The organism is Paenibacillus germinis, from assembly GCF_013141785.1.
In the GTDB taxonomy this organism is placed as follows: Bacteria; Bacillota; Bacilli; order Paenibacillales; family NBRC-103111; genus Paenibacillus_E; species Paenibacillus_E phytorum.
Window position 1 is genome coordinate 217,995 of sequence record NZ_WHOC01000069.1, and the last position, 12,767, is coordinate 230,761.

The window sequence follows — 12,767 nt, forward strand, 5'->3', positions numbered from 1 at the left end:
ATGCTGAAATTATTTCTTGTTAGCTGCTTTCCAAGCATCAATTTGGCTTTGCGCTTCAGCCATGATTTTATCCAAACCAGCTTTTTTGAATTTTTCGTTAGCTAGCGGAATGTATTTATCCGGATCTACCGTACCAGTCATCAATGTTGCCCAGAATTCTTCTTTTACGTTTTGAACCGCGGCGATTTCGTTGATCACTTTGGAAGGATCGAAGTTGAAGCCAAGCAATGGTGCAGGTTTGCCGGTATCGTTAAACTTCTTGAACTCTTCCCATTTGTTCGCAGGATCCTTAACATCTTTATACGTCAGCAGAACGTTTCCGAGTGAGAAAGTCGGCATATCGTAATTTTTGGATTCTGGTAAGTTTTCCATTTTATCGTTATCGACTTTTTTGTAATGAACGCCTTCAATACCGGAATCGACCATATTACGAAGCACAGGATCGGTATTCAGCAAGTTCAGGAATTCCATGGCTTTTTCCGGATACTTGGAATTAGCTGAGATTGCTTGCATGGAGCCCATAACGGACCAGTTGTAGATCAGAGCAGGGCTTGCCGCCTTGGAAACAACCGGATAGCCATAGCTAGCTGACCAAAGGTTGTCTGCAAAAGGTTGATTCGTCGCTTTATCCGCGAACCATTTGCCAGTTACTTGTACATCGTTAAGCGAGGAAAGCGTCGATGCTTCTGTAGGAACATATCCCGCTTTGTAGTATTTGTTCATGGTTTTAAGTGCTTGCTTCATTTCTGGCGTATCAAAAATGTTGACCACTTTGAAATCCGCATTGTTTACACTCACAGCCATCGGCATTTTCTCAATAATGTAATCATAAGGCACATATGGCATGTAATTTTTATCAACGGCTAATCCGTAAATGTTCGGTTCTTTTTCTTTAATCGTTTTGAGCAGTGGCTCTAAGCTTTCAAGCGTGTTCACATTATCTAAGCTAAGGTTGTATTTGTCGGCCAGGTTTTTGTTGAAACGCCATACGTCTTGAGCTGGCAGTTCTTTATTGGCAGGTACACCGTAATTGTGCCCGTCCACTTTGGAGCCGTTAAGAAAGGCAGGATCTAATGCTTTAACGATACCTTGTCCATTTTTTTGAAGAAGCTCGTCAATCGGCTTAAATGCGCCTTTACGTACGTTTTGTACGTAATCAAAAGCCCATGAAGACGTAAACATTATGTCCATCGGTGTGCCGGATGCTGTCATGACTTGCATTTTTTGTGCGTAATCGCCCCAGTCTGCCATGTTCATTTTCACGGTAACGCCGATTTTTTCCGCAGTGTATTTACTTACTTCAGCCATTACGCGGTCAACGTCTTTTTGCGGTGTTCCGATTGTGTACCAGATTAACTCTACCGGTTTATTTGTCGTTTCATTCCCTTTCGCACCGCCGGCATCTTTGCTGCCGCACGCGCTAAGAGCCATTGAAACTGCTAGCGTCAATCCTAGTGTGGTGACCAAACGTTTTTTCATTTTGTATCCTCCCTGTTAAATGCTCTATTGTTTACGCCCCGTGGGGCTACCTTTACAGTACCTCATGAAAGCAGTTACAAATAGACGATAAACTAAATGAACCCTGTCTAAAGTTAAGAAAAAAGCAGCTATTTATCCTTTTCGGCAAAAAAAAGGACTGCTCCTCAGTTTTCCCTAGAGCAATCCTCTGTAATCCGTTGGGGAGATTCCCACATACTTTTTAAATTGTTTATAAAAGTAACCCAATTCTGAGTAGCCCACCTCATTGGCAATGACATGAACCTTCGAATTCGTGGTCTTTAGCAGTTCCTTTGCTTTTTCGATTCGGTACCGATTGATATATTCCGTAAATGTCTCATTAATCTCCTTATGGAACAATTGTCCCAAGTAAACGGGGTGAATATGATAATGCGCCCCCAGCATTTTGAGCGATAGCTCTTCCGCATAAGATTGATGGATATATTTTAAAACCTGCTGCACGATCGGACTTCGAACGTCTGAAATTAAGAAACCGATTGTCCTATGGGCAATTTCGAGGATTGCCGTTTCCAGCTCTTCCAGCGTAACCGCGCTCCTGATTTGGTGAAAAGCGTGATTATAGGCATCGAGTTCCTCGGTATGGCGAATCGCTTTGATCTCCAGCTTGAAATGAATGATCATCTCAAAGGCGATATTCTGAAAATCGTGCGGCGTAATTCCCGGAAGCGCTTGAATCCGTTTGAAATCGTTTTGAATTTGCTCGCGCAAATTCTCTTGATCTTTGGCAATAATTAGTTTCGCATAAACTGGCCAATCGATAATTGAGAAATCGACCTTTCGATTGTCTTGATTCATCGCAAGCTCTGTATAATCAATCATGTTCAGTTCCGGATATACCCAGAAATACTCCTGTGCTTTCTTCGCGGCCGCATAGCTTTGTCCAGCCTGTTCAGGCAGAAGCTCTACACTGCCGATAGATATGCGGAGAGCACGATCCTGAAAATCAGCCTGAAGCTGCTGAAGCAAAGCGGTCAAATCCGTTCTGCCGCGGTCAGCATCATCCATAGCTGCAAGCAGGACGATATCGCCATCCATATCGAAGAATGAGGTGATCCAATCATAGGATTGCACCCGATCGGAGATAACCTCGAAAACCTCGGCAGCATCAGATGTCGCTCGGAGTACAGTTGCTATCATATAGGCACGATCGAGATTCATCCCCAGAAGGTCGGCGCGTTCGTAAAATTCCAAAGGCGCAATCTGATGGGTTAACCAACGATGAAGCGTGTTATCTTTCAATACTTGTTTGCTGTAGGCCTGAACCTGCCGAGTTTCTTCGAACGTATTCAACTTCTCGACCGTATTGTGAAGCGTTGCCTTCAGCTCTTGGATGTTGATGGGCTTCAGCAGGTAATTTTCGATGCCGAGCTGCATGCCTTCTTTTAAATAGGTAAACTCATCGAAACCGCTGAGCACGATGACTTTCAAATCAGGATGAACCGTTCGGGCATGGCGAATCAGATCCAAACCGGTCATCACCGGCATGGAAATATCCGTCAACAAAATATCCACCGATGTTTCCTGCAGAGCATCCAAAGCCTTCTGCCCATTGCTGGCATGTCCGACAATTTCCAGCCCTGCTTCGGCCCAATCAATAATGTCATACAACCCTTCGATAATGAAAGGCTCGTCATCCACAAGAAAAACCCTAAACATCATAACCCTCTTTTCCGTCGTCCATAGGCAGCCATATGTCTACTACCGTTCCTTTGCCAGGTTCGCTAAATAATTTCAAGCCAAACTTGCTGCCGTAGAGCAGCTTGAGGCGTTGATTGATGCTCCGCAGGCCGAAGGATTCCCCTTCGGTTTCCTCTGCTTGTAAGAAGGATTCTAGCTCGCTCAAACGCTCAGGCGTAATGCCGTTTCCGTTGTCTTCCACTTGCACATGAAGGAACTCTTCTGTTTGTTTCACACGAATATGAAGCTCATTATCGGTGCATTCGCTTCGCAAGCCATGTACGATGTAATTCTCAATTACGGGCTGCAGCGACATTTTCATTATGCGTGTAGATGCTAGCTTCCGATCCCATTCGATCGAATACGTGAATTTGTCCTTATAGCGAATCTGGAACAGCTCGAGGTATAAGCGGCAGGCTTCAAGCTCATCCTTCAGTGTGTAAATCTTTTTCTGCTGTACCAGGCTTCGGAATAACGCCGACAAACTGTAAATCATTTCACCAACGTCATGAGCCCCATGAGAGATTGCCCGCATTCGAATGACTTCTAGTGTATTGTATAAAAAGTGAGGATTAACGCGAGCTTGCAGAGCCGTTAACTCTGTATGCTTCTGCTTAATATCTGCCTTATACACCCTATCGATATATTGATTCAACTCTTCGATCATCTCATTGAAGCTGCGAGAAATTTGTCCTAACTCGTCCTCTCGCTCATCCGGAATCCGTGCATTCAGATCGCCTTGTTTGACCTTCCGTGTAAAGCGAATGATCTGGTTGGTGCGTTTAGAGACATTCATCACAACCAAAGAAGGAATCAGAATGGCGAAAAAAATACATATCGCGCTAATCATAAAGATCGTGCTCCCGATTCGCCTTGAGGATGCTTCAAGTTCATTCTTCGGAATGAAACCGACGACAACAAAGTCTCCTTTACTCTGCGTCAGCTTCGTCACATAACCGCTTTGATTCGAGCCACTATTCTCGTACAACGAACTAACCTGATCCATGAAAGGATAGGGCTTGCCGTAATACTGATCCGAAGAATCAAACAGGACGCCCCCATCCGGTGATAGAACGAGAATCGTCCCCTTTAACTCTTCCTTATCATTCAAGAGAATCTTCCAAATGCCGTCTGAGCTGAAGTACACGACCTGCTGCCCTATATTTTTCAAGGTTTGCTTGTCGTTGATAGGTGTCCTAATCGAGTACAGATGGTTATCCCATTGACCTGCGGCTTCACGAACCCATATATTCGGCAAGGTAACACTCTTGCTATCAAGCGCCATGACTTCAGGAATGTAGGAATGGGCTGCATTCGTAGGAACGATCTTCAATTGCCGGTTACGATCCAGCACATATAAGGTCATCTGATCCACGCTGTACAGCATCAGACAACGAATATCTTCGTCGTCTTCCACCCGATTTTTAAAATATTGCAGACCAGCATTCCACGTGCTGTTACCACCTAAATTGTATTGCTCCAGACCATGCTGCACATATTCCTGGAAAGGGTGCTGCAGCATGAAAGAGATGCCCGCGGCAAGCGAACTATCCCGATATAGGCCGAACACGATAGACTGCGCAGAATCGTATTTCCCCCCCAAATAATTGTTCACATTCGTCATTGCCTTCTTCTGTATATCCAGCTCACGATTAATCGCCGCTTGCGACATCGAATGATACATGAAATAAGAAAACGAAATAATCGTAATGACGGTTATCAATGAGAACAAGAGAAGCAGCTTCATAAACAAATTATTTTTCAAGTAATTTCGGTACATCTTGCGGAACCCCATCCTGCCATCAACTCCTGCTGTTAATCGGGTACATTATAGCATATCAGAGATCGCACATGAATTCGCATCCGTTTATGCGTTAACTTCCCCAATAAATGAACAAATAAGCGCGAAAAACGTGCTTACAGCGAGAGCTCTGCGCGCCGAAGCTCGCCCAATGAGTCCGAGAAATTTACTGTTTTGCATAATTTCCAATACAATAAAAAAGTGGTCAAATCCACTGGATTATAGGTCGGCTTGAAAGCGAAACTCTGTGGAGAGATTTCGAACATTTAGGATGCAAATCTGAGGATCACGGGGAACAAGGTGCCGTTATTTCGATGATTATGTCTATGTAGGACCTGTACGCGGAACGTAGGGGCCCTATTTTGCCGTTTTACCGGTTTTTACACCTCAAAAGAGGGAAATAGCGGCTCCTCGTTCCGCGAAAACGTGAAATACGCTGTTTTGAGCAAAATAAAGCTTCTACGTTCCGCTAAAATTTGATGATGCCGGGTGCGTGTTGAGTTTGGGATACAAATATAAGAGAATATGTTCACAGACTTATCCACAAATACGCATCTTGCATAATTTCCAATACAATAAAAAATGCCTAAACTGATTACGATCAGCCTAGGCATTTAACTAATAAGAATTATTGAGCTTGTTCGAGCTGCTTTACAGCATTACCAAAATGATCATTTACTTGAACAAGCGCATCCAAAGCCTTCTCACGGCTTACGTTGAACATAATCATCAGAATCGCGACTCTTGCATCTCCATTAGCTTCTATTCCGACGCGGCGGGCTGTTTCTTCATTAGCACCAGTCGCCTCCTGAATAATCCGCACGGTACGATCCCTAAGCTTCTTATTCGTCGCCTGAACATTTACCATCAGATTACCGTAAACTTTACCCATCTGAATCATCACGGTCGTGGAGATCATGTTAAGAACCATTTTTTGCGCCGTTCCCGCCTTCAACCTTGTCGACCCTGTAATAATCTCAGGTCCGACGGGCACCTCGATCGGATATTTCACAACTGCACTGAGCCGCGTATCTCGGTTACAGCTAATACCGATCGTCAATAAACCCAGTCGATTAGCCTCTCGTATGGCGCCGATCACATAGGGAGCCGTTCCGCTTGCTGTAATACCGACGACTACATCACCTGCTCGTGCAACATCTGCTATCGCACGTACCCCAGCTTCTTCGTCATCTTCAGCATTCTCTACAGCTGAACGAATGGCTATTTCTCCTCCAGCAATAATGCCGTTCACAAGCTCCGGCTCAACACCGAACGTAGGCGGGCATTCGGATGCATCTAGAACGCCGAGACGGCCGCTGGTTCCAGCTCCAATGTAGAAAAGTCGGCCGCCGCGAGTCATCGCTTCGACCACTGCTTCTGCTGCATCAGAGATTTGCGGCAAAGCTCCATTAACGGATAGAGCTACCGTTTGGTCTTCCTCATTCATTAGAGTCACGATCTCCCGAACAGTAAGTCGGTCTAGGTGACTTGACTTTGTATTTCTCTGCTCGGTAACCGTTTGATTAACTTGTTGTACCACGTTACCTTGCCTCCTTTTTATGGATGCGTTACCTTGCCTCTATTTACGAAAGACAAATGCTGCTATCCGTTGTTTCATTACTTCCGTTAATTCGAAGCCCCGTTCCTGCAAGGCAAGAAGATAGGCTCCAATGACTGGTGGGCGTTCGAGCAGTCGGACATCGAACATGCCGGACCGTATTAACGGTGTTTGCATAAAGCGATTTTCGAACATTCGATCTGAAAATAAGCCACCAGTTATCACAAGAGGGATTGTATTTTCCGCCAAATGATGGCTATCACTTTCCTCAATGGGCTGTTGTTTCTCCATGGAAGTTATAACGGTATTAACGAGCTCTTCAAGCTCCTGAATCGCTTCTTCCACGAGCTTAACAGCAATCGGATCCCCATCTGCTGCAGCCCGCATAACGAGCTTGGAGCCATCCGCAATCGCGGTACGTACATTGTTCTGGCCATAAATGGTGTTGATCAATTGTCCAGGATGCTGTAAGGACCAACGTTCAAGAACTAACCCCGTCAAAGCTGTAGGCTCCCCTCGGCCGTCATACGCTCGCATAACGGCCACCAGCGCTTTCCGCCCAAGATCAAACCCGCTACCTTCATCGCCGAGTAAATAACCCCAGCCGCCGACTCTTACAAATCCGCCCGTCACTGGATCGAATCCATATGCGATCGAGCCTGTTCCTGAAATGAGAGCAATCCCCTTTTGTCCCCAAGTACCAGCGGCCAAAGCGGTCACTGCATCATTGTGCACGGTGATCGGAACACCTTCCGGCAATTCGGTTTGCAGCCAGTCACTGATCCGTTTCCGATCTTCAGGACGATCACTCCCCGCAAGTCCAAGGAAAATCCCATCTAACTGGGACATTTCCGTACCCGATTGGTCTAATACGTCACGGATGAGTGTGAGCAGAACTCGCTGAACATCCTCCCATGGACGGGACTTCACGCTGCTGGATTCTCCTCGGCTTTCAGCCAATATGTTGCCTTCCGCATCGCCGAGAATACATACCGTTTTGGTCCCTCCGCCATCAATCCCAATATATCTAGTTTCAGCCATATTATTTCACCGCTCCTGCCGTCATGCCTTCCATAAACTGTTTCGACGCTAGGAAAAACATGACAATCATGGGTACTGAAGCCAACGTAAGCCCGGCAAATAGCATGCTTAAATCCGTAGAGTACTGTCCGAACAACGACAGCATGCCAACCGGTATCGTCTTTTTCATATCGTCTTGGATAAAAATCAGCGGGAAGAAGAAATCGTTCCACGCCATAATAAAATTCATAATCATGACTGTTCCCAGTGCAGGGCGAATAAGCGGCAGCAAAACGTGCCACATGACACCGAAATCCGAAGAACCATCGATGCGAGCTGCTTCCTCTAGCTCCTTCGGCAGCGTCCTAAAAAAACCAGTTAAGATCAAGACAGCAAGCGGCAATCCAATCGCCGTATACACGCTGACAAGCGACCAAACGCTATTCAAAAGAGCTAGCTTCTTCATTAATAGGAACAAGGGTACGATCCCAAGCTTAATTGGAATCATCATGCCTAAGAGGAAAAAGAAGAACAGCGCACCATTCCAACGGAACGGATATCTTGCAATATAAAATGACGCCAAAACGCCAAACAGCAGAATCAAAGCTACAGAAACGACACTAACCACGACACTGTTCCAAAAATAAGTTCCGAACGGAATTTGATGGATTAGCTTACTATATGCCGTAAACGATATAGAAGTCGGAAGCGACATCGGGTTTTTCAAAATCTGGATATTCGTCTTGAAAGAGGAGGTCAGCATCAGAAAGATCGGATACAAACTGACCAGTGCACCCAAGTACGCAGCAGCGTATTGGAGCCCCCGAACGGATTTGTTGGTTTTCATGGTGTGTGCCTCCTTTCTCAATGCTGAGACGATTGGTTCCTAGTGAAGTACAGGAACAAAGCGGATATGGTCGCGATAATGAAAAATAGTACGACTGCCAATGCCGAGCCCAAGCCTAATGCGACCGAATCACCACCAGATGAGCCGCCAAACGCAATCCGATAAAAGAACACAGCAAGCGTGTCGGTGGAGTTGTAAGGTTCCCCTTGCGAACCCTCCATGGCATAAATAAGTTCGAACGCTTCGAAAGCATGAATAAAGGTAAACACCGTAATGATGATCAATGATTGACTCATCATCGGCAGGATAATAGACCGGATCAAGCGCAAACCTTTTACTCCGTCCAGCCGCGCCGCTTCAATGACTTCTGTCGAAATTGCGTGCAGACCAGCGAGAAAAATCAACATGGAGAAACCTATGCCAAACCAACTGTTGACCAGTGTAATTGATGTTAACGCATAAGCCGGGTCCCCGAGCCAAGGCTTAGCCCACGAAACAAGACCGATCTTTTTGAGCAGCACATTGACAATACCGTTATTCGGGTTCAACATGAGTTTCCACAAAAAGCCTACTACGATGACAGAAAGCAGCCTCGGTAAAAAGTAAGCCATTTTCAGAAAGTTCGAACCCTTAAGTTTGCTGTAAACAAGATAGGCAAGCACGAACGCAATCACGTTCTGAACAGCCATTTCAACAGCAAAGTAATAAAGATTATGACCAAACGCATTCCAAAATAAATGGTTGAACGGTTCTTTCGTAAACAGGCTCACAAAGTTGCCTAGCCCCACAAACTCCCCGCGGGTGAGACCCTTCCAGTCATAAAAACTGTAACCGAAAGCCGAAAGGATCGGATAGATTACGAAGAGAATGTAAACCGCGAGGGCAGGAACCGGGAACAGATGAACTGCTCCCTTTTTCCACCAAGACGATTTTGCAAAGTTATTCATGTGCCCCCACCCCTCTTTTAAACTGATTTATTTCTTAGGCTTGAACCATGTATCTGCGCTCTTTTGAACTTCTTCCGTCACTTGCTCTGGAGTCAATTTGTTTAAGTACATCCCTTGAATGGAGTTTTCTAAAGTAGATTTGGTTGTAGGGTTGCCTGCATTGAAATAGACAACGGAAGCGTAAGGTGTAGATATCGTATCTGCATTCTTAGCAATTTTGGCTACAAGCGGATCTTTTGCTGCCACACCTGGGATTGTGCTTGGTTTTTGCAGTTCATTTACAGCAAGAGCTCCGAATTCTTTCGTTGTCAAAAACTCCATAAATTTCAGAGCTTCTGCCTTATGAGCAGATTTTGCATTCACTGAAAAAGAGCCGTCTACCCAAGTTGTAACTGTTGCTTTGCCATCTGCTTTCATCGGCGGCACTGGGAACACATCCATTTGCAGATCTGGATTCGTTTTCTTCATGACGGCATATTCCCAATCGCCCATGACCATCATAGCTGCTTGCTCGGAAACAAACATGTTTCTCATATCGTCCATACCGATCCCTACATAATTATCTGGGAAGTACGGGGTCATATCTTTGAGCATTTTAATCGAACTTACATATTCCGGGCTTTTAAAATTCGCCTCACCGGCAAGTATCTTCTTAATGAAATCTGTACCGTAAACGGAAGGTGCAAGCGTACCTTGGGTCAGGGAAAGAATCCAACCTTCCTTAGAGCCGAAAGCGAACGGAGTTACTTTATTTTTCTTCAAAGTATCCGCCGTTTTCAACAGCTCATCCCACGTTTTTGGCTCTGTCAGATTATATTTTTGGAAGATTTTCTTGTTGTAAAATACTTGCGTGGAGCTGAATACTGTCGGTACGCCGTATACTTTACCATCTGTTCCAGTAGCGGCCAGCAAAGTGTCCTTCGAGAATACGTCCATTCCTTTGACGCTTGTCAGCGGCTCTAAGTAACCGGCATCCGCCAACGCAGCGCCTGCAGCATAGGGACGAAGATGAATAATATCAGGACCATTTCCACTTTGCAGACCTGTGTTTAGGGCTGTGTTGTATTCCGTATTTTTAATCGGCTTGAATTCGATATCAATGTTCGGGTTGTTTTTCTTAAATTCAGCTATGATTTTAGCGTAAGCTTCCGCATCTTCGGTACGCCAGCTGCCCATTGTCAACTTCACTTTTTCCTGAGGTGCTGCCGTTGGTGCGGTACTTGCTCCACCTGGAGTCGTGCTAGGAGTTGCGGAATTGCTGCTGCAAGCGACAAGCATGGAAGAAGCAGCAACCATAGTTAATAATGCCCCACTGAATAAACGTTTCATTTAGAAAGCCTCCCTTTAATGTTTACTTATATGTTAAACCTCATGATAGATATGAGGACAAAACCGCTTCATGTAAAATTGGACGCAGCTCCCGGATCTTGGTGTTTCGCCCAAAATGAACGGCATTGGTAAGAAATACAACGCTGATGCCCTGTTCGGGCTCAACCCACAAGCTCGTTCCGGTAAAACCAGTATGACCGAAACTACCCGCTGGCCACCTTTCTCCGCAGCTCGGGACGTTTGCGGGATCATGCTTGACTTCCCAGCCAAGGCCGCGGCCACTTACGGGAGCCGCTGTTGCTTCTCGCATCAACGATGGCGGAACTATATCCCACTGTTCCGGCTGCAACCACCATGCCGCATAGCGTGCTAGGTCTTCTGCTGTTGCGAATAATCCTGCGCTGCCGGTAACACCACCGAGGTGGAAGCTCTTCTCATCATGAACTTCGCCGATGACATAAGCTCCATCTACCTGTTCGGTTGCGGCAATACGATCTCGAAGTTCGGAGCCAGGGTTAAAAACCGTATGCCGCATATCAAGTGGATCGAATATATGCTGCTTAACAAAGCGATCCAGCGGCTCGCCTGACACACGTTCTACAATGATCCCAAGAAGGATCATACCGAGATCACTATACAGCTTGTCCTTACCTGGCTGAAATAAAAGCTCTTGCGCCAGAATTTCCTCGAATAGACTAGGCCTTGCTGCTTTACGTGGAAGATAAGGCAAATCCGGCGGCAGCCCTGACGCATGCATCAATAGATGACGCAGTGTGACTTGCGGATGACGGAATGCAGGCAAGTACGCCTGTACGGAACTATCCAGCGACAGTTCCCCTTGAGTCACAAGAACAAGAATAGATGGAAGCGTAACGGTTACCTTCGTAAGGGATGCGATGTCGAACATTGTGTTCAGCTGAATCGGATGTTCCCTTGTGCCGTCCGTGTATAATCCATATGATTTTTGGAATCGAAATCGGTTCGATACAGTAATGTCGAGCACAGCGCCGGGCAGCAGCCCATCGCGCACCCATCCTCCCACCAAGCGATCCACTTTATCCATTACGTTTCCCCACACTGACGGCTTGTCGCGTCTTTTCCAGAGATTTGATGCTTTCATCATAATGTCGGCCAGCGATGCCGGCGTACAAAATATCGATCACGTTCAGTTGAGATATCCTTGAGGCCATCGCACCGCTTCGGATACTCTTCTCTAAGGTGCTTATAAACAATTGTATATCCGCAAGCTCCGATACCGGATTGGCTCCGAACCGGGTCAATGTAATGACTGAAGCACCGTTATTCTTAGCAACGGCCAGCGCACGAATCATGTCTTCGGTTTGGCCTGAATAGGAAATTCCGAAGACAACGTCACCAGGAATTAGATTGGCTGCAATAGTTGCTTGTGCATCAAACCCGGTGCCGATTTCACACCAACGATTAATACGCGTTAGCTTTTGCATGAAATCCTTCGCGATAACCGCCGATGCACCTACGCCGAACACACCGACTTTTCTTGCGCTGCTCAGCGAATTAATTGCTTTTTCCACACTTTCCGGAGAGAGTACCGTCAAAGTATCTTGGATAGAAACAATATTGTTATTGGACACCGATTTGATGAGATCTACGATAGATCCGTCGGTACGGATTTCTTGGTACGATTCTGTAGGTAGCGACGATTGTGATAAATCACCTGCGATCCTCAGCTTCAACTCCTGAAATCCTTTGCAGTGAAGGGAGCGTGAAAGCCTTACAATCGTTGCTTCACTTACGCCAGCAAACTCTGCCAGCTTCTGCACGGAAAGGCTGACTACCTGTTCCGGATGCTCCATAATATACTGTGCAGCCCTGCGTTCCATCGGCTTTAAGCTCCCCATAGCCGCTTCTATACTTACTAATCCACCTTTTAACATAGGAGTCACCCTCTACGGTTTCATGTGTAACTTTGAACTTACTTACCCTTATTATAGAGTTTTATTTCACTTTGTCTATACATTTCTGAAATATTATTTCACTCCTTGCGTTAGGTTTAGATTGAAAATAATCAAACGGGCTTCACGCGGCGCGATA

General features: G+C 45.8%; 10 protein-coding genes. All 10 read right to left on the bottom strand.

Annotated elements, in window-relative coordinates; all coding sequences use genetic code 11:
- Positions 1–9: 9 nt before the first annotated feature.
- The 10 genes from GC102_RS13335 to GC102_RS13380 all read right to left on the bottom strand — a co-directional run bounded on the left by GC102_RS13335 (position 10) and on the right by GC102_RS13380 (position 12,610).
- Positions 10–1,479, bottom strand: a complete 1,470-nt coding sequence (locus GC102_RS13335; RefSeq protein WP_171689963.1) for an ABC transporter substrate-binding protein — start codon at positions 1,477–1,479, stop codon at positions 10–12.
- Between the two features lie 174 nt (positions 1,480–1,653).
- Positions 1,654–3,177 carry a response regulator gene (locus GC102_RS13340; RefSeq protein ID WP_312883258.1) on the bottom strand — a complete coding sequence of 508 codons (1,524 nt, stop codon included), beginning with the start codon at positions 3,175–3,177 and terminating at the stop codon, positions 1,654–1,656.
- Complete coding sequence (locus tag GC102_RS13345) at positions 3,167–4,990, bottom strand: sensor histidine kinase (RefSeq protein ID WP_171689964.1); 1,824 nt, start codon at positions 4,988–4,990, stop codon at positions 3,167–3,169. Before GC102_RS13345 ends, GC102_RS13340 begins: the two co-directional genes overlap by 11 nt.
- Positions 4,991–5,624: 634 nt before the next feature.
- Positions 5,625–6,536 (bottom strand): N-acetylmuramic acid 6-phosphate etherase, encoded by a 912-nt coding sequence (gene murQ / locus GC102_RS13350; protein ID WP_171689965.1) that lies wholly within the window; start codon positions 6,534–6,536, stop codon positions 5,625–5,627.
- A 39-nt stretch (positions 6,537–6,575) separates the two neighbouring features.
- Positions 6,576–7,595 carry an N-acetylglucosamine kinase gene (locus tag GC102_RS13355; RefSeq protein WP_171689966.1) on the bottom strand — a complete coding sequence of 340 codons (1,020 nt, stop codon included), beginning with the start codon at positions 7,593–7,595 and terminating at the stop codon, positions 6,576–6,578.
- A gap of 1 nt (position 7,596) precedes the next feature.
- Entirely contained in the window at positions 7,597–8,421 is an 825-nt protein-coding gene (locus GC102_RS13360) for a carbohydrate ABC transporter permease (protein ID WP_171689967.1), read from the bottom strand.
- A 17-nt stretch (positions 8,422–8,438) separates the two neighbouring features.
- The gene (locus GC102_RS13365; protein WP_171689968.1) at positions 8,439–9,368 is read right to left on the bottom strand and encodes a carbohydrate ABC transporter permease; all 930 of its coding nucleotides are present in this window, start codon (positions 9,366–9,368) and stop codon (positions 8,439–8,441) included.
- A gap of 27 nt (positions 9,369–9,395) precedes the next feature.
- On the bottom strand, positions 9,396–10,697 hold the full coding sequence (locus GC102_RS13370; protein ID WP_171689969.1) for an ABC transporter substrate-binding protein: 1,302 nt from the start codon (positions 10,695–10,697) through the stop codon (positions 9,396–9,398).
- A gap of 40 nt (positions 10,698–10,737) precedes the next feature.
- Positions 10,738–11,760: a serine hydrolase domain-containing protein gene (locus GC102_RS13375; protein ID WP_171689970.1), complete on the bottom strand. Its 1,023-nt coding sequence runs from the start codon at positions 11,758–11,760 to the stop codon at positions 10,738–10,740.
- Positions 11,753–12,610: a MurR/RpiR family transcriptional regulator gene (locus tag GC102_RS13380; protein ID WP_171689971.1), complete on the bottom strand. Its 858-nt coding sequence runs from the start codon at positions 12,608–12,610 to the stop codon at positions 11,753–11,755. The genes GC102_RS13375 and GC102_RS13380 overlap by 8 nt, the downstream gene beginning before the upstream one ends.
- Positions 12,611–12,767: the final 157 nt, after the last annotated feature.